Source organism: Pleomorphochaeta sp., assembly GCF_050031695.1.
Taxonomy (GTDB): domain Bacteria; phylum Spirochaetota; class Spirochaetia; order Sphaerochaetales; family Sphaerochaetaceae; genus Pleomorphochaeta.
Genome location: NZ_JBNAIC010000073.1, coordinates 1 through 18,658 on the forward strand (window position 1 = coordinate 1; position 18,658 = coordinate 18,658).

Annotated in this window: 17 protein-coding genes; 6 read left to right on the forward strand and 11 right to left on the reverse strand. The window is 26.9% G+C overall.

Annotation, left to right across the window (positions count from 1 at the left end; genetic code table 11):
- Positions 1-153: 153 nt before the first annotated feature.
- From cmk to rpe, 6 genes are all read right to left on the reverse strand, one after another.
- On the reverse strand, positions 154-798 hold the full coding sequence (cmk, locus tag ACPKM0_RS12115) for a (d)CMP kinase (protein WP_472476299.1): 645 nt from the start codon (positions 796-798) through the stop codon (positions 154-156).
- A 3-nt stretch (positions 799-801) separates the two neighbouring features.
- Positions 802-1,563 (reverse strand): pseudouridine synthase, encoded by a 762-nt coding sequence (locus ACPKM0_RS12120; protein WP_472476301.1) that lies wholly within the window; start codon positions 1,561-1,563, stop codon positions 802-804.
- Positions 1,564-1,566: 3 nt separating this feature from the next.
- Entirely contained in the window at positions 1,567-2,139 is a 573-nt protein-coding gene (scpB, locus tag ACPKM0_RS12125; protein WP_472476303.1) for an SMC-Scp complex subunit ScpB, read from the reverse strand.
- A complete protein-coding gene (locus ACPKM0_RS12130) occupies positions 2,139-3,104 on the reverse strand; it encodes a segregation and condensation protein A (RefSeq protein WP_472476304.1) in 966 nt (321 codons plus the stop codon). The genes scpB and ACPKM0_RS12130 overlap by 1 nt, the downstream gene beginning before the upstream one ends.
- Before the next feature lie 150 nt (positions 3,105-3,254).
- A complete protein-coding gene (gene recA, locus ACPKM0_RS12135) occupies positions 3,255-4,313 on the reverse strand; it encodes a recombinase RecA (protein ID WP_472476306.1) in 1,059 nt (352 codons plus the stop codon).
- 61 nt (positions 4,314-4,374) lie between these two features.
- Positions 4,375-5,037, reverse strand: coding sequence for a ribulose-phosphate 3-epimerase (gene rpe / locus ACPKM0_RS12140; protein ID WP_472476308.1), 663 nt, complete (start codon positions 5,035-5,037; stop codon positions 4,375-4,377).
- 468 nt (positions 5,038-5,505) lie between these two features.
- On the opposite strand from rpe, the gene ACPKM0_RS12145 reads away from it, so the two are divergent.
- From ACPKM0_RS12145 to greA, 6 genes are all read left to right on the forward strand, one after another.
- Positions 5,506-6,342: an MBL fold metallo-hydrolase gene (locus ACPKM0_RS12145; protein WP_472476310.1), complete on the forward strand. Its 837-nt coding sequence runs from the start codon at positions 5,506-5,508 to the stop codon at positions 6,340-6,342.
- 24 nt (positions 6,343-6,366) lie between these two features.
- A complete protein-coding gene (dctP, locus tag ACPKM0_RS12150; RefSeq protein WP_472476311.1) occupies positions 6,367-7,446 on the forward strand; it encodes a TRAP transporter substrate-binding protein DctP in 1,080 nt (359 codons plus the stop codon).
- A gap of 23 nt (positions 7,447-7,469) precedes the next feature.
- On the forward strand, positions 7,470-7,988 hold the full coding sequence (locus tag ACPKM0_RS12155; RefSeq protein ID WP_472476312.1) for a TRAP transporter small permease subunit: 519 nt from the start codon (positions 7,470-7,472) through the stop codon (positions 7,986-7,988).
- Positions 7,981-9,324, forward strand: coding sequence for a TRAP transporter large permease (locus ACPKM0_RS12160; protein ID WP_472476313.1), 1,344 nt, complete (start codon positions 7,981-7,983; stop codon positions 9,322-9,324). The genes ACPKM0_RS12155 and ACPKM0_RS12160 overlap by 8 nt, the downstream gene beginning before the upstream one ends.
- A gap of 109 nt (positions 9,325-9,433) precedes the next feature.
- Positions 9,434-10,129 (forward strand): FadR/GntR family transcriptional regulator, encoded by a 696-nt coding sequence (locus ACPKM0_RS12165; RefSeq protein ID WP_472476315.1) that lies wholly within the window; start codon positions 9,434-9,436, stop codon positions 10,127-10,129.
- 286 nt (positions 10,130-10,415) lie between these two features.
- The gene (gene greA / locus ACPKM0_RS12170) at positions 10,416-13,139 is read left to right on the forward strand and encodes a transcription elongation factor GreA (RefSeq protein WP_472476317.1); all 2,724 of its coding nucleotides are present in this window, start codon (positions 10,416-10,418) and stop codon (positions 13,137-13,139) included.
- A 65-nt stretch (positions 13,140-13,204) separates the two neighbouring features.
- On the opposite strand, the gene ACPKM0_RS12175 is transcribed toward greA, so the two are convergent.
- The 5 genes from ACPKM0_RS12175 to ACPKM0_RS12195 form a co-directional block, all read right to left on the reverse strand.
- Positions 13,205-13,531 carry a cupin domain-containing protein gene (locus tag ACPKM0_RS12175; RefSeq protein WP_472476319.1) on the reverse strand — a complete coding sequence of 109 codons (327 nt, stop codon included), beginning with the start codon at positions 13,529-13,531 and terminating at the stop codon, positions 13,205-13,207.
- Positions 13,532-13,621: 90 nt separating this feature from the next.
- Complete coding sequence (murJ, locus tag ACPKM0_RS12180; protein WP_472476320.1) at positions 13,622-15,148, reverse strand: murein biosynthesis integral membrane protein MurJ; 1,527 nt, start codon at positions 15,146-15,148, stop codon at positions 13,622-13,624.
- Positions 15,126-16,247, reverse strand: a complete 1,122-nt coding sequence (gene tgt / locus ACPKM0_RS12185) for a tRNA guanosine(34) transglycosylase Tgt (RefSeq protein WP_472476322.1) — start codon at positions 16,245-16,247, stop codon at positions 15,126-15,128. The genes murJ and tgt overlap by 23 nt, the downstream gene beginning before the upstream one ends.
- 50 nt (positions 16,248-16,297) lie before the next feature.
- Positions 16,298-17,398 carry an LptF/LptG family permease gene (locus ACPKM0_RS12190; protein WP_472476324.1) on the reverse strand — a complete coding sequence of 367 codons (1,101 nt, stop codon included), beginning with the start codon at positions 17,396-17,398 and terminating at the stop codon, positions 16,298-16,300.
- Entirely contained in the window at positions 17,398-18,657 is a 1,260-nt protein-coding gene (locus tag ACPKM0_RS12195; RefSeq protein ID WP_472476325.1) for an LptF/LptG family permease, read from the reverse strand. The genes ACPKM0_RS12190 and ACPKM0_RS12195 overlap by 1 nt, the downstream gene beginning before the upstream one ends.
- Position 18,658 lies beyond the last annotated feature (1 nt).

Below are 18,658 nucleotides of genomic sequence, written 5' to 3' on the forward strand. Positions count from 1 at the left end.
ACCTGAACCACAGTTCCGGTCACGAGCTGACCGTCTTCGATGCCATCAAGAGATTTAAGATATTCCTCCTGCATTAACTGCATACTGGTTTTCTTTTCTTCAATTTCACTCTCGTTAGCCACTTGCTTTCTCCTGATCCTAATATTCCTATATTTAACGCAAATCTCGCGTATTAATAGCTTTTACCACTTTCTCACAAACTTGCATAATGGTCAAGTACGAAGTGTCAATTATTATTGCATCATTTGCAATCTTTAAGCTTCCAACGGGTTTTTCTTTGTCATTTTTATCCCGTTTAATTATTTCTTCTAAAATAGTTTCATAACTTTGTCCATCTGAGTGTTGATCAAATCTTCTTTTTGCACGAATTTCTGCATTTGCATCAAAATAAAATTTAAAATCAGCATTAGGAAAAACAACTGTTGTAATATCTCTACCTTCGGCAATTATATCCAATCCTTTTGCTATTTTTCTAATATTGTTATTAACAATTTCTCTTATTTTGGGATCAACACTTACTTGTGAAACATACTTATCAACTTTAGCAGTATGTAGCTTATCTTCAACATCTTCTCCATTAATGCAAACTTTTGAATCTTTTACACTAATTTCTATATCTTTTGCAGTTTGTAAAACGGCTTCTTTGTTTAATAAATCATCGCTTTTTAATTGGTGAGCATAAGTAATTGCTCTATAAAATGAACCTGAATTTAAATAATATAAATTTAATTCTTTAGCTAGCATTTCAGCTATTGTACTTTTACCAACACCAGCTGGCCCATCAATTGCTACAACCATAATTTATTTCCCCTTACCTATCTTTATACTTTTAGAAATATTGCCAACATCACCTCTAAGTAAAGCTTCAATTTGGCTATAGTTTAATCTTCTAAATTCACCAGGTTCTAAGTCCCCTAGTTCAATATTTCCAATTCTAATTCGGCATAATTTTTTAACATCATAACCTAAGGATGTTAGAATTTTTCTAATTTCTCTATTTTTACCTTCAGTTAGAACAATTCGAACCCAGTTTTTAGTTAATAATTGAAAGCTTTTAATTTTATATGGTCTTTTTTGGTCAATATATATACCATCAACAGCTTTCATTAAATCAGATCTTCTAACTTCTTTATCAACTAAGACTAAATATTCTTTTTCAATTTTGTTTGATGGATGCATTATTTTATTTGCAACATCACCATCATTAGTATAAAGAATTAAACCTGTAGATTCTTTATCTAATCGACCGATATGAAATAATAAATTCCAATCATTAATATTTATTAATTCTCTTGCATATAATTTTTCATTTGGATCGAAATTAGTACAAACATAACCTTTTGGTTTATGAAGGGCAAAATAATATGATTTTTCTATTGGTTCTACTGTATCATCATCTAATTGCACTACATCATCTCTATTAACTTTAGTACCTAATTCTGTAACTCTCTTTGTATTAATTTTTACTCTACCTGCAGTGATTAATGACTCGCATGATCTTCTACTTCCACAACCACTTTTTGCTAAATAAGCTTGCAGTCTTATTGGATACTCTATTTTCAAATTTTACTCCTCAGTATTTTCTTCATCTATAAATCTTTGTTTATCAATATCTGACAATTTTGGTAATTCACTAATGCTTCTTAAATTGAATTCTAACAAGAATTTTCGTGAAGTTCCATATAAACATGGGTGTCCTGGAACATCTTTTCTACCAATTACTTTTATATATTCTCTATCTCTTAATAATCTGACTATAGAATCGCTAGAAACACCTCTAATATTATCAATTTCTCTTTTTGTTACTGGTTGACTATATGCAACAATTGAAAGTGTTTCAAGTGCTGCCTTGCTTAATCTTTTATCAACTTTTTTCCCATAGCATTTTTTTAGTTCTTTATGTAAATCTCTTGAAGGTAAAAATTGATACCTATCATGAAGACTACTAAGGGTTATTCCATGCATAAAAGTTTGAAAATGCTCTTTTAACTCTTCTAATGCATCAAATAAATCATCTTCTTTCAAGTTTGTCATTCTAATTAACTTGTCTTTACTCACACTATCATTTTCTAAAAATAAAATAGTCTCTACTAATCGTGCATTTGTGGATAAAAGAAATTTATCATTATTATTACTCATCATTCATCCTCATCTAAATTAATTTCTTCAAATTCACCAAAATCATAATCAACACTAGATTCATCTTCATCTATTTCAATATCTTGATTTTCAAAATTTTCTAAAATAGAATAATCATCTTTATCTATTTTATCATTTATCTCACTCTCATTATATAAACCTGTCTCAATTGCTTTATCATACATTTCATCAATATAATCAGCTTCATCATTATTAATATTTAAAGTATCCATCTTTTTTATAAGAATTGTTTTATAAGGCTCTTTTTGAAACAAAGTAATTTTACGAAATTTACATGCATCTAAAATGGCCATAAAAGCACAAATTATATGTAATGGTTGCTCTAAATAAATAATTAATTCTTCAATTGTTACTTCATCCTTTTTTTCAAATAATTCGTATAAATAAGCTAATTTTTCATTAACTGACACCTCTTCATAAACATTAAATACTTTAGCTGGAGAGATTTTTTTCATAATAGATGAAAAAGTATTTAAAAGAGAAGATAAATCTATATTTTCAAAAAGTTGTTGATCATCGTATGGAATCATAAATGAAGTTCTTTTTCTTTCGATAAATAAATCATCATTATTAGCTGTTTCGGTTAATAATTCCATATATTTTCTATATTTTTGATATTCTAATAATTGTTCAACTAATTCTTGTCTAGGATCATCATAATCTTCATCAAAATCTAAATCTACGGGCAATAACATTCTTGATTTAATATATAATAAATCAGCAGCCATTTTATAAAAATCAGATAATTGAGTTAATTCAATATTATTTTCATTATTTATGTATTCTAAAAATTGTTCAGTAATTAATGATATAGGAATATCATAAATGTTAATTTGAGATTTTTGTATTAAATGTAAGAGCAATTCTAAAGGTCCTTCAAATGTAGGTATTTTAAATGAATGCGAATCTTCTTTTATTATAATATCTAAATTAGGATCAGCCATTAATTGTTCTCTCTTACTATTTTTTATTATTATACATATAAGTATTAATAAAGTAAATTTATTATTAGTTATATATATAATATTACTATATTATACATAGAAATACAGCTACATTATTGCAGCTGTATCTAATAATTATTTTATTATTTATTATTTTGTTTCTTCTACTTCTAATGATGGAAACATTATCTCTCTCAATTGTTTATCAAGAGTATCAATTATCTCAGGATTATCATTTAAGAAATTCATTGCATTATCTTTACCTTGTCCAATCTTTTCATCTTTATAAGAATACCAAGATCCACTTTTATCAATCAAATCATATTTGATTGCAGCATCTAATACACTTGCAACATAACTTAAACCTTTACCAAACATCAAGTTTAATTCAACTTTTTTGAAAGGAGGAGCAACTTTATTTTTTACAACTTTAACTCTAATTCTATTACCGATTATATTATCAGAACCTTTACTTAAGGTTTCAATTTTTCTAACTTCCAAACGAACTGATGAATAGAATTTTAAAGCATTACCACCTGTAGTAGTTTCAGGATTACCAAACATAACTCCAATTTTCATTCTTATTTGGTTAATAAAAATAATAGTTGTATTACTCTTAGATAAAATACCTGTTAATTTTCTTAAAGCTTGACTCATTAAACGAGCTTGAAGACCCATATGAGAATCTCCCATATCACCATCAATTTCAGCTTGTGGTGTTAAGGCTGCTACACTATCAATTACAACAATATCTACAGCACCAGATCTAACTAATTTTTCACATATTTCTAAAGCTTGTTCACCATTATCAGGTTGAGAAATCCATAAATCATTTATTTGAACTCCTAAAGCACTAGCATAAGTTGGGTCTAAAGCATGTTCAGCATCTATAAAAGCTGCAATACCACCTTTTTTCTGAGCTTCTGCTACTGCATGTAAAGCAAGAGTTGTTTTACCACTAGATTCAGGACCATAAATTTCTATTATTCTACCTTGAGGATACCCCCCTATTCCTAATGCTTCATCTAATAATAAAGAACCACTAGAAATACTTTCTATATCTAAAGAAGCACCTTTATCACCTAGTTTCATTAAAGAACCTTTACCAAATTGCTTATCAATTGAGGCTCTTGTAGCTTCTAAAGCATCTCTTTTTTGTTTTTCATCAGTTGGTTTACCAATAGTAGCTTCAGCGCTTTTTTTTGCCATATATAATTTCTCCTTTAGATATTTTCTATATTTATTCTATAAGGATTTTATTCTAAATGCTTTAAAAATTACCATTTTTATACATTTCAGCAATAAAATCATTTCTGTTTGGGGCACCAAAGAAAGCTGAACCTGTAACTACAACATCAATACCACTTTCTCTTAATAACCTAATATTTTTAGTACTTACACCACCATCGCAATTTATTTTATAAGTAAATCCATATTTTTCTTTATAATCACTTAATTTTTTAATTTTTTTCAAACTATAATCAATAAAAGATTGTCCACCAAATCCTGGATTAACACTCATTATTAATACTTGATCTAAATCACCTAATATAGGTAATAAACAATCCACATTTGTTGCAGGGTTAATTGAAATTCCAACATCTTTATTTTTAGCTTTTATCATCTGTAGAGCTCTATGGATATGTTTTGTTGCTTCATAATGAATACATATACCATCACTGCCAGCGTCTGCAAATTGATTAATATAATTTTCAGGATTCTCTATCATTAAATGAGTATCAAAATATAAATCACTATGGACTCTTAAATCTTTTATAAATTTTGGACCAAAAGTAATATTTGGTACAAATACGCCATCCATAACATCTAAGTGAACCCACTTAGCATTTGCATCTTTTATGGAATTAACATCTGCAACGATTTTAGAAAAATCAGCAGATAATATACTTGGTGAAACTATTAAATCATTCATAGTGTTAGAATATCATAAATATCAATTAATTTGCAATTGTTTTATAAAAATATTGAAGATCCTTATATTTATATTAAATGCAAATATTACCCTTCAACCAACCATATAATTTAACCTTTGTTCTATACTATCATTAAAAGTCAAATGAATATATATGTTCTTTATTGATAAGGATTTATTATCACAATTTTATTTTAACCATAAACGTATTTTTAATATTTTTTACTAAAGAATTTATTAAAAAATTAACGCTAATTATTTATATTTAACTATCTTTTAAAACTAATAATTACAATTAATTTTTAATATGATTAACTATTATAAAAATATATTATTTAATTACCTTATTTTCTCCAATATTTTAATATCTGTAAAAAAAATGAAAAAAATATTTGACAGATTATATTTTCAATAATATGATTACTTATCAGACAAGTAGACAACTGATAAGACAATAAGGTGGTTTGAATGAAAAATTTAGAGATAACAACATTAGTCGAGAATTCAAAAGGAGAACATCTTTCACTAATTAACGAACACGGAATTTCTTTTTTTATAGAAATTGATGGAGAATGTATCCTTTTTGATGTAGGACAAACAGATGCCTTTATTAAAAATTCAATATTAATTAATAAAAATCTTTCTAAAGTAAATCATGTAGTTCTAAGTCATGGACACTATGATCACTCAGGTGGATTAAAATATTTAGTAGATATAAATAAAGATTTTAATCTTTGGTTAGGAAAGGGATTCTTTAATGAAAAATATGGATATCAAAATGGTGCATATGAATATTTAGGAAATGATTTCGATGAAAAGTATTTAATTAATAATAATTTAAAATTCAAGTATGTTAATCAAGATATTGTAGAAATAGTTAAAGATGTATTTATTATTACAAATTTTGAAAAAACTCAAAAAGATGAAAAAATAAATCCAAGATTTGTATTAAGAAAAGATGAACAATTTGTTAAAGATGAATTTTTAGATGAAGTTTTAATTGCTATTAAAACAGATAAAGGAATAATCGCTATTCTCGGCTGTTCCCATCCGGGTATGAGAAATATGCTTGAAACAGCAAAAAGGAGATTAAACGCTCCTTTGTATGCAGTATTAGGCGGAACTCATTTAGTTGAAGCTGATCAAGAGTGTTTTAATAATTCAATAAATTATCTTTCTTCAGGAAATATTCAATATGTTGGAGTTTCTCATTGCACTGGATTAAATGCAATGAAGGAAATGAGTAAAAGTAATTCACATTACTTTCATAATAGAACAGGTACTTCGTTAATTTTTAATAATTAAGTACAAAATAAAGGAGGTTGATGTATGTCAACAAAAAAAACATTATTAATTTTAATGACACTAGCAGCTACATTAGGATTTGTATTTACAGGTTGCCAAAAAGAAAGTACAACAAGTGCAAGTACAGAAAGTAAAGCAGAAGTTGTTAAACCTATTATTTGGAAGTCTTCAGGACATGGCCCTGCAACAGACCCATCTCAGATTTTCCACGATCAATGTTGTGAAGCTATAACAAAAGCTAGTGGCGGTAGATTAGTTGTTAAACCTTTTGTAGGTGGATCTATTGTTCCAGCTTATAAAGAATTAGATGCAATTAATGAAGGCGTTCTACAAATGGGATATACTTGTCCAATGTATAACTTAGACAAATGGCCTGCAGCTGGATTAGTAAGCTCAAGACCTGCTGGTTTACCTGGTGAAGCTTTAAGATCATGGTTTAACTATGGTGGTGGTGCTGATTTATTAAATGAAATGATGGAAGGCTATAATGTAATGACATTCCCTGGTGCTCTTTCTCCATTACCTGAAGAAGTTTTCTTCCATTCAAAAGTTAAAATTGAAACTTTAGACGATTTACAAGGCTTAAAAGCAAGATGTATGGGTGATGGTGGTGAAATTCTAAAGAGAATGGGTGCTGCAACAGTTATTATTCCTGGTGGTGAAGTTTATGAAGCAATGCAAAGAGGTACTGTTGATGCATTTGAATATTCAACTATCGCAACTAACTGGGATATGCACTTTAATGAAGTAGCTCCTTATATGTATTTATCACCAACTAGAGCTCCAAGTGATCCTCAAGTATTCTTTGTAAATAAAGACGCATTTAACGAATTACCTGAAGATTTACAAGAAATAGTTGTTGCACAAGTAAATAAATATACTCAATTACAACATGAATATCTTGTATATAAATCTGTTGAATCTATTGAAGAATTCAAAAAAGCTGGTGTTGAAGTATTTAAAGTTTCTGAAGAAATTGAAGAAGCTTTATTAGCAGAAGCTGATGCATTCTACGAAGAAAAATCAAAAGAAGAAGACGAAATCTTTGGTAAAATCTATAAATCAATGAAAGCATATGGTGATGCATATAATTCACTTAAGTAATAGATGATAAGAGGAGATAATGTATGACTATATTAAAGAGAATATTGAAAGTCATTGATAAAATGAGTGAGATGTCTGGTTCTATTGGGAAATGGTTTGCATTTCTCCTCGTACTAGTGGGCTCTTATGATGCGGTTTCACGCCACTTCTTTAACAGCCCCACTATATGGGCCTATGATGTTTTATGTATGGCTGGTGGAATAGTTTATATGCTAGGAGCCTCATACGATTTTAAACACGATGCACATACTCGTGTAGATATTATCTATGGAGCATTATCTGAAAAAGCAAAAGCAATAATAAATATTATTTGTTCTTTAACTTTGTTTTTTCCTTTAATGATAACTATGTTTTATCTAGCTGTTGAATGGTCAATAAAAGCCTGGGTTGGTGGAGAAGTAATGTTTACTAGCTTTTGGTATCCACCAGCAGCACCTTATAGAACAATATTCGCACTTGGCTTGTTTTTAATGCTATTACAAGGTTTAGCAAAATTAGTAAGAGATATTTATTTTTTAGTTGGAGGTAAACACATTGATTGAATTAAGCGCTGAATTAGTCACTTTTTTAATGCTTGGTGGAGTCTTCGTTTTAGTATTAACTGGATACCCAATAGCATTTGTAATCGGAAGTGTTGCCTTTTTAATCGGAACACTAATATTTGGACCAACTACTGCCTTCCATATTATGTATAGTAGATTCTATGGTTTATCACTAAATTATCCGTATTTAGCAGTTCCCCTATTTACTTTTATGGGTGTAATACTGCAACACTCGGGAATAACAAAAGATTTATATGAAAGCCTATATGAATCACTAGGTAATTTAAAAGGTGGTTTAGCAATTGTTACAGTAATATTTGGAACAATTTTAGCAGCTTGTCTTGGTGTTATTGCTGCTTCAGTTACTATTTTAACTTTAATTGCTTTAGGACCTATGGTTCAAAGAGGCTATGACAAACCTCTTGCTGCTGGAACTATCGTTGCATCAGGAACTTTAGGAATTTTAATTCCACCAAGCATCATGTTAGTTGTTTATGCACCACAAGCAGGATTATCTATTGGGCAAATGTTCATGGGAGCAGTATTCCCAGGGTTAATGTTATCTGGTTTATATGTATTATATATAGCAATAAGGTGTCATTTAAATCCTGAATTAGGTCCTTCAATGCCTGAAAGTGATAAAACAGCATTTACAATGAAGAAATTAGCAAGATTGTTAAAATCTATGGTTCCACCTGTTTTATTAATAGTAGCAGTACTTGGAACAATATTCTCCGGTATAGCTCCACCAACTGAAGCTGCTGCCGTAGGTTCTCTTGCAGCTATATTATTAGCAATAATTTACAAAAAATTTAGTTGGGAATTGTTAAAACATGCATCATTAGAAACTTTAAAAGTTAGTGCTTTTGTAGTTATGATAGCCGCTTTATGTTACGCATTTGTTGGAATATTTATGAGTGCTGGTTCAGGAGATGTTGTAACACAACTAATTCTTTCTGTTCCTGGTGGAAAATGGGCATCATTTACAGTTATTATGTTGATTGTATTCCTTTTAGGTATGTTTATTGAATGGATCGGAATCGTATTTATTATTGTTCCAATTTTTTCTCCTATATTAGTGAAATTAGGATTCAATCCTTTATGGGCTGGTATGATGATTTGTATTAACTTACAAATGGCCTTCCAAACTCCCCCTATGGCAATGTCAATTTTTGTTCTTAAGGGAACAGCTGATCCTTCCCTAGGATTGACAATGGGTGATATTATTAAAGGTGTAATACCTTTTATATTATTAATAATGTTAACTCTTATACTATGTATTATTTTCCCTCAAATAATAACATGGCTTCCTGAAAAGATGTATGGAACAATTTAATATATAATTTGAAAGAAAGTTGTTAATTAAGCAACTTTCTTTCTCTTAAATTATATTAATAGAAGATATCTACTTGTACAACAAGTGAGTTTGGTGGTAATTTTATGATATGAGAGCTATAAAAAAAGAAAGGTTATCTGAAAAAATTTTAGATGCCATAAAAGAAATAATAGAAGAAGAAAATTTTGAACCTGGTTCTAAATTTTATAGTGAGAATAAACTTACTCAAATGTTAAATGTTAGTAGATCTTCGATTAGAGAAGCTATTAGAATTCTTGAAGTTACAGGATATGTAGAAGTTCATCAAGGAAAAGGTATCTTTATAAAAGAAAGAATTGAAGAAGATTCCACAATCAAACAATGGGTTGTAGATAATACAGACCTTCTAAAAGAACATTTTGAAGTAAGAGTATTAATCGAACCTCAAGCTGCAAAAAAAGCAGCTGAAAAAAGCACTTCAAGTTCAGTCGAAAAACTAAAACAAGTTTACGAAAAATTTTGCATTGATTTTGAAAAAGGTGATATTTCTCAAGCAATTAGAGATGATAGTAAATTCCATCAATTGATAGCTGAAATGACAGGAAATAGAACTTTATCAATTTTAATGAAAACTATGTCTCAAACTTTAAATGAAGGATGGATTGCGAGTTTAAACACACCAGGAAGATTATTACAAACTATCCCAGAACATAAAGAAATTTTAAACGCAATCGAAAATAAAGATAGTAAATTAGCAGAAAAAGCTATGAAAGATCATTTATGTAATGCCTTAAACTCAATAAAGAAATTTTCTAAAGAATTTTAATATAATAATCTATAATAAAAACAAATGTATTATCATCAAAATCTTTTAAATATATAAATTTTTCTTTTTTTGAATTGATTATAACTAATCTCTTCTATTGATAATTTATTATAAATAGAATATAATAGTTACATAGTGTGAGAAAAAAATGCCCCCGAGCATCAGCAATTGCAGTTGCTCGGGTTTTGTTTACTAAAAAATAAATGGTAATTTTGGACTTTTTAATATATAGGTATTATTCAGGCTCAAGAATATTTGAGTCAGTTTTTTGCGGAGGAAAAATAAAATGAATTTAAAGAAATTACAAACAATGTTAAACGAGGAAAAATGGAGCATTTCGTTTATGCAAAGTTGTGATGTTCAATATTTTGCTGATTTGGATAAAAAAATCAACAAAATTGCAGATGATGAAATTATAGAAATTAAACAAATTTGTGATGAACATTTTGAAGAAGTAAATCAAAATAGTGTAATCGCAAGATATATCTCTGGTATTGTAACATTAAAAACTAGACCTCAAGAAGACAGCATTGCATTCCTTGATTTAATTTCTTCCTTTGCTCAAGTAGATAGAAATGATTTAGTTGAATATTTATGTGCATTAATTTTAAATGTTAATGAATCAAAACCTGCTCTTCGTTTATTAGGTGAATCTTTTAAAAAACAAAATAAATTAGAATTAATGTATACTATTTGGGAACGATTAATAAAAGTAGATTATGCAGAAACAGCACTTTTAAAAGATTTAGCTGATTATAAATTATCAAGTGAGAGTGCTTTTGATAAAGAAAATGGAGTATTATTTTATAAAAAATTATTAAACCGTTTAATTGCTAAAAATGATCCAATGAGCATTAAAGAAAGCTTCCCTATTTTAACTTCATTAATTCCTGAAGAATTTGGATACTTAATTGGAATTTGTGAAAGAGTATCTATTCATGTTGGAAAATCATATGCAGTAGCTTTATTAAACCTTTTAGTTAATGAAAATAAAGATGATATAGATAAAAAAATTATTATTTATAAAAAAATACTAGAATATACTAACGATAGTTTAAGTGCAAGAAATGCTTTAGTAAAATGTTATAAAGTAAAATATAAAGATCATGGTAGATTAAAAACTTGTTTAGAACACAGTAAATTAAGTGATAAATATTTCAAAGATGTAATGAGAGCTATTGAAGATTTTGAAACTAATATTGCTTTTGATAAAGGAACTTTCATTTATCAAAAATCTACTAACAAAATTGGTAGAATTAAAAATATTGATGAAAAAAAAGTTGTAATAGACTTTCCTGATAAAATAGCTAATATGTCAACAGATATGGCTTTTAAAAGTTTGATAGCTTTAGAAAAATCTCATATATGGGTATTAAAAAGTGTAGTACCTCATGAAAAATTAGCTCTAAAAATTAAAGCTGATATTCCATGGGCACTAAGAATACTTATGTCTAGTAACAATGATAAAGCTTCTGTTAAAGAAATGAAAAATGAGCTTTCCCCTTCTCTATTAACAACAAGAGAAGTTAATGCTTGGGTTTTAGCTGCTAAGAAAGAATTAATGAGTAATCCTTTATTTGGTGTAAGTACTCAAGAAAAAGATACATTTACATTAAGAAAAACTCCAATTACTTTTGAAGAAAAACAATTAAACATTTTCAAGAGTAAGAAACAATTCTATGCAAAAGTTAAAGTATTAAGAGACTTTATTATTAGTAATGGTGATGTTGAAAGTGATTCATTCTTAGAAATGGTAGCTTATTTCTCTTCTAATATTACAAATAGTGATGGAACAAGTATTACGCTTCATAATGTAAGTGATACAATTGTAAGTAGTTATTTATTACTTCAAGATTTATACACGAATTATAGTATGAACTTTGTTAAACTTCCTGAAGGTTTACCTTTTTCTGCACTTTATAAAAGAATTGAAGACGTTATTTTATGCTTTAAAAATATCGATGATCCTGAACTTAAAAAATTGTTTATCGAACATGTTGTTAAAGTTGATCAATTCTGGGAAAAGACACTTATGGAATTATTCCCTAATTACTTAACTTCATATATTCCTGATACTTTCAGAAGCAATAAAAAAGCTAATAGTTTCTCAAGAGTATTTAAACAATGTGTTAGTGATTATAAAGAACAATCACAAGTTTTCTTGTACCTTTATAAAAACTATAATATTAAAATTTGGGAAAAGAATGGCATTTCTTCAGAACAATTATTATTTACAGCTCTTTCTTTATTAGATTATTTATTAAAATTAATCGAAAACAAAAAGAATGTAACTGAGAATAGAAAAAATGTTAAAGTGTTAATGACAAAATTATTTGATGAAAAAGCTATTTATCAATATATTGAAGAAGGTGATGAAACTAAAGGTAAAAAAGCATATGCTTTAGTTGATCGATTACCTTTAAATAAATCTGATTTAGGTAAAAAGATTGAAGTAAAACACCAATTAACTCAAAAATATCCTAATTTTGATTTTAATTCAAAATCTGCACTTAATGTTGAAGTAGATATGATTCCTACTGGCCTTTTCTGCTTAAAAGAAACAATGGAAGCTAAAAAAGCTGATTTATATAATCTACAACACGTTCAACTTCCTGAAATAGCAAAGGAAATTGGTGAAGCTAGAGAATTAGGTGACTTAAAAGAAAATAGTGAATATAAATATGCTAAAGAAAAACAAAGAATGCTTAACTCTCAATTAATTACATTAAACGATGAAATTGAAAGAGCTACTGTAATTGATCCTGTAACTGTTACAAATGAAAAAGTAGCATACGGAACAAAAGTTACTCTTTATGATAATAATGCAAAAGAAGAGATTTCATATAAAATTATGGGATCTTGGGAAGCAGATCCTTCTAACAATGTAATTAATAGATTAGCACCTTTAGGTTCTAACCTATTAAATAGAAAAGTTGGTGACAATATTAAATTTACTGTTAATGAAAAACCATTTGACTTTAAAGTTTTAAAAATTGAAGTTGCTATTTAATTATTAATACGTAATAAAGAAGCCCAAAGCTAAGATAATTGCTTTGGGCTTTATTTATATAAAGTTTATTTATATATTTCATTTCCAGGGGCTGGAGCTTTAATAACTATAAGCTCTAACAACTCTTCAGTATGATTTTGAGCATCCATTTTTGTATTATAAGGAATATTGATTACTGTATTTTTTTCGTACTCTACAAACTCACCATCATTTAATTTTATTGATAATGTCCCTTCTCTAACAGTCATATATACATTTGCATTAGTATAATGTGTTTTTAGATTTTCATTAGCTAATAATACCATATGCATATAATTAATATTGTCATCTTTAATTACAGCCTCTACAACACTTTGATTATTATCACTCATTTTATAAAGTTTTTCTTTCATTTCTTTATCTCCATTTATTATTATTTATATGATAATATTATTATATAAAATAAAAATAAATGTTGCATAAACAACCAAATTGATAAAAAATTATTTTTTTCTTCTAAAATATTGAATTAGAGGTATTTTAAACAATGTATATGAGACTAATAATACTAATAATAAAACAATCCCAATAATTAGCAAAATAATTAGATTTTTTAAATTAGAACCTGATATATACCATACAGGACAATACATTTTATAAAGAATTAAAACTACAATTAAAGGAATATTAGCAGTAATTGTTTTTATTATTGTTTTTAAGATCTCTTTATAATCTAAATTAGACCTAAACAAAAATAATTGAATAATCAATGTCACTAAATAAGAAATCGTATTTGCAATTGGTAAAGCAATAATACCTATTTTATTTATAAAAATTAAAGATAAAATTACATCAATAGAAGCTTGCAAAATAATTAATTTGAATGATATTTTTTCTTTTTTTGTAGCAATTAAAGCTTTATTTAATAAATTATTTATTCCTATTATTGTTAAACCTAGTACTAAGTAATAAGTAATTGAAGCAGTTAATTGTGTATCCTCAAAAGTAAATTTACCATTTTGCAATAATACAGCAACAAATTCTTCACTTAAAAACATTAAAATAAGGGTTGCAGGGATAAATAAATTAATCATTCCATCTATTCCATAAGATAATGAATCTTCAAATAGTTTTTTATCATTGGTTATGTAATACCTAGATAATAATGGATAAATAACAGTAACAAAACCTGCATTTATAATTCCATAAGGAGTAGAAAAAAAGATCATAGAATTAGAAAAAGCTGTTGCACTTCCTATATCTAAAGTTGAAGCTAAATATGTTGAAAACTGTTGAGACAGAATGGAAGCAATAGAGGAAGAAAGTACTATTAACCAAAGATGTAAAATTCGTTTGAATTCTTTATCTCTATAATTAAAAGAAATATGAATACCATATCCATTTTTTAAAGTTAATACTAAAGTAAAAATAAACTGAATAATACTCGCAATTAATACACCATATGCCATAGACATAGCACCGAATGTTTTATTAGTTAAAGAAACGAACAAAATTAAAGTAATTGAATAAAAAAGTGGTGCAAGTCCATAAATAGTAAACTTTTTATCTGTTTGTAAAACAGCTGCAAATATATTTGCAATTGAAATAAATGCTAAAAACCCTAGAAAATATGGTAACAACCTACCACCTAGTTCTAAATCATCACCTTCAAAAGCACTAATAAATCCAAAAATTTGTTTACCAAAAATAATAAATAAAATAATAATTATAGAAAAAACTATTATTTGAAAAGTTAACATCAAGCCCAATAATTTATTTCTATAATTCTCATCATCAGATTTAGACAAACTTGGGACAAATGCTGAAGTAATTGCACCTTCAGCAAATATTTTCCTTAAATTATTTGGTAAATAAAAAGCTACGTTAATTACATCAGCAGTTGATGTCGCACCAAATGCTGTTGTAATAACTCTAGCTTTAATAATTCCTAATAATCGAGAAATTAATGTTAATATCATCATGATAAAACTATTTTTAGTATTCTCTTTATTTTGAATAGAATCTTTCAAGGTAATCCTTTTTAAATTGTTTAAATCTATCTTCTTTAATTGCTTGGCGAACTCTTGCTAATAAATTATATAAATAAGTTAAATTATGTTCAGTTGCAAGCATACCGCCTAACATTTCATTAGTTTTTACCATATGGTGCATATATGCTCTAGAGTATTTTTGACAAGCACTACAAGTACAATTCTCATCAATTGGACCATGATCAAATTTATGAATAGCTTTCTTTAATGTAACTACTCCATCATCACTAAATACAGCTCCATTTCTACCCATACGAGTTGCTAATACACAATCAAATAAATCAATACCATTTTCTACAGCATTTAATATATAGTCAGGAGAACCAATTCCCATTACATATCTTGGTTTAGTATCATCAACAAATTCACTAACATAACTTAAGTGTTCATAAAAAGCTTCTTTTTCTTCACCTACAGATAAACCACCAATAGCAATACCTGGGAAATCTAATGAAGAGATATATTCAGCACTTTGTTTTCTAAGATCTTTATAGAAATTACCTTGGACTATTCCAAACATATTCCCTTTAAAACCTTCTAAATTATCTCCATAGTCTTTTGCCCTTTTTGCCCAACTATGTGTAGTATACATAGCTTCTTTTGCTGCCCTATAAGGAATATCTGGTGGAGTACAAACATCTAACAACATACAAATATCACTACCAATACTTTTTTGAATATCAATTACTTTTTCTGGTGTAAATACATGTTTAGAGCCATCAATATGTGATCTAAAATGCACACCACTATCTTTTATCTTTCTTAAATTAGATAAAGAAAAAACTTGGAATCCCCCACTATCAGTTAAAATATTTCCATCCCAGTTAGAGAAATTTCGTAGGCCACCAAAACTATCTAAAACTTCAGTTCCAGGTCGTAAATATAGATGATAAGTATTACCAAGTATAAGATTATAACCTATTTCTTTTACTTTATCATGGTAAATACCTTTTACTGTTCCATTAGTTCCAACAGGCATAAAGGCAGGTGTTTCAACTACTCCATGATCTAGTTCAACTAAACCTATTCTTGCTTTTGTATCTTTATCTTGATGTAATTTAGTATATAATTTTTTCATTAATCAATCCTTTTTTCATTATTATAACTTACTTGAAGTTATAAAATAATTCAACTCTTTCTTGAAGTAGTAAATAATTTTATTTTATTAAATAATAGTGTTACGATTAAAATAATTAAGAAAGGCAATAAGCTAGCAATATAAGGATTTAACAAACCTTGTTTTGAGGCTATTTGAAAAACCATTTTTGAAACATAATAAACAACAGCAAGGATTATTGAATTAAAAACAGAGAATAAAAAAACATTCTTTCTTCCCTTATAATCAATACTACAGGCTATAACTGTCATTATTATTATTGAAAAAGGTTCTAATAATCTTTCTAAAAAATCACTCATACTTTCGTACCACAATCTTAAATTTACATTTCTTTGTATTTTTAAATATTTAATAGCACTAGAAAAATACATAGTTTGAATATCTAAACTAAGATTTCTAAACATATTTGGTTCTAAGTTAATAGTTGGATCTTCTAATTGAGTAAATTCTTCTATATAAATATCTTGATCATAAATGTTAGTGACTTTAACATCATTTAATATCCAATAATTTTTTTCTTGACTCCAAACACCATTTTTAGCATCAATTCTTTTCACTATTTTATTATTATCATCTTTTTTTACAACTATTAGTTTATATAAAGTTTTATTTTCTTCTTTATATTTATTAGCATAAATTACATTATTATTTAAAGAATCAATTAATCCAATATTTGAGTTATCAAAATTATTATTTATATTAAAAGCTTCATTTTTCAATAAATTATAATCAATCTTTGATTGTAAAACTACATTTTCATTAAATAAGAATAATAATATTGATATACAAAACATTAAAATTGTAATAATTTTATAAACCATTTTCATTGGATAGCCACTAGATAAAAGAGCTATAACTTCATTATTAGTATTCATTTGAGATAGAAAAAAAGTAATTGAAAATAAAGAAGCAGGTGCAAAAACAATTAAAAAAGCTTGAGGTAAATAATAAATAGTTATTCTAGCTATTTCTGACCACTCAACATTGTTTTGAACATATGAATCAAAATTACTAAATAAATCAACACTTAATAATAAAAGAGATGTTAAAATTACAGTTGAAAATAAAATTTTAATAATATTACTACATATATATTTTGTAATTATTTTCATCAATTTCTCCAAACTTTTATTAATATTAATGATAATAATAATATTATAGCATTAGGAGCCCACATTAAAAACATTGGATTTATTGCATATGTAAAAGTCCTTAATTGAGCAATAAATAAAATATACCAATATAAAACTGCAATTAACATTGAAAAACCAAAACCAATTAATCTTCCATGTTTAAATTTAATATATGCTAATGGAATCGTAATTAAAATTAAGAAAAAGCAAGCAGCACTTAATGCAAACTTTTTATAAAATTCTGCTCTAAAATATTGTAGATAAAAATCTATTGGCCTAAGATTTATCTGTGGTAAATAATAATAATCATCTTTAAAATAATTTATATTTTGATTATCAGAAAATTTATTAATATAATAATTTTTATTTAAATTTAATACAGTGTTTCCTTTGTCTATCAATGAAGAAGTAACTCTTGAATCTAAATCTTCTGAATTATTGTTTATTTTTTTTATTAAATCAGCACTAGAGAGATTAGAGGGTAAATTAGTACTTATTTTACTAAGAGAATCTGAAAAATCTATAAAATAAGTTAAATTATCACTTTTTGCATATTGCCAGACATTTTTATCATTAATATTAGTAATTAATAAAGTTGGATCAGATAATTCAAGTGAATAAATCAAATTATTAATATCTAAATAATTTAATTCACCTTTTTGAGAACTAATAAGATAAGATAAATCTCTTTCTTTTTTTACTATAATAATATCTTCTATTTTATTATCATCAACATCTCCATTCGTAATCAAAAAATCATTAAATACGTTACTTGTGTTACTCTTTAATTCAACACCTGGAGTTTTGGTTAATAATTCTATATATAACTGTTGATACTGAGCTGAGCTCATTGGTAATAAAATATCAGCAATTAGAAAACATAAAACTGATATAAAAATTGATAATATAATTATTGGTTTAAAAATCTGTTTTACAGAAAAACCAGCACTTCTCAATGCTAATAGCTCATTTGATGAATTTATAGTTCCCATTACCATAGCGGAAGCACTAAGGGAAGAAAAAGGAAATGTGTATAATAAAAACTGAGGAATTGCTAATACAACTAAATTAAGCATTGTAAAAAAATCAACATTGCTTAATAGTATTTTTCTAGCTAATAATAATATTTGATTAATAAAGAAAATAAAAAAGAAAAAAACAAATGAAACTATAAAAGCAAGGAGATATTCCTTACTTATAAATTTAAATAATTGTTTTTTTCTTATCCCTAAATACAAA

What these genes read in the sequence shown, in the direction of transcription:
- cmk (WP_472476299.1), bottom strand. Translation starts at nt 798, where the DNA reads ATGGTTGTAGCAATTGATGGGCCAGCTGGTGTTGGTAAAAGTACAATA.
- scpB (WP_472476303.1), bottom strand. Translation starts at nt 2,139, where the DNA reads ATGAGTAATAATAATGATAAATTTCTTTTATCCACAAATGCACGATTA.
- ACPKM0_RS12130 (WP_472476304.1), bottom strand. Translation starts at nt 3,104, where the DNA reads ATGGCTGATCCTAATTTAGATATTATAATAAAAGAAGATTCGCATTCA.
- recA (WP_472476306.1), bottom strand. Translation starts at nt 4,313, where the DNA reads ATGGCAAAAAAAAGCGCTGAAGCTACTATTGGTAAACCAACTGATGAA.
- rpe (WP_472476308.1), bottom strand. Translation starts at nt 5,037, where the DNA reads ATGAATGATTTAATAGTTTCACCAAGTATATTATCTGCTGATTTTTCT.
- ACPKM0_RS12145 (WP_472476310.1), top strand. Translation starts at nt 5,506, where the DNA reads ATGAAAAATTTAGAGATAACAACATTAGTCGAGAATTCAAAAGGAGAA.
- dctP (WP_472476311.1), top strand. Translation starts at nt 6,367, where the DNA reads ATGTCAACAAAAAAAACATTATTAATTTTAATGACACTAGCAGCTACA.
- ACPKM0_RS12155 (WP_472476312.1), top strand. Translation starts at nt 7,470, where the DNA reads ATGACTATATTAAAGAGAATATTGAAAGTCATTGATAAAATGAGTGAG.
- ACPKM0_RS12165 (WP_472476315.1), top strand. Translation starts at nt 9,434, where the DNA reads ATGAGAGCTATAAAAAAAGAAAGGTTATCTGAAAAAATTTTAGATGCC.
- greA (WP_472476317.1), top strand. Translation starts at nt 10,416, where the DNA reads ATGAATTTAAAGAAATTACAAACAATGTTAAACGAGGAAAAATGGAGC.
- ACPKM0_RS12175 (WP_472476319.1), bottom strand. Translation starts at nt 13,531, where the DNA reads ATGAAAGAAAAACTTTATAAAATGAGTGATAATAATCAAAGTGTTGTA.
- tgt (WP_472476322.1), bottom strand. Translation starts at nt 16,247, where the DNA reads ATGAAAAAATTATATACTAAATTACATCAAGATAAAGATACAAAAGCA.
- ACPKM0_RS12190 (WP_472476324.1), bottom strand. Translation starts at nt 17,398, where the DNA reads ATGAAAATAATTACAAAATATATATGTAGTAATATTATTAAAATTTTA.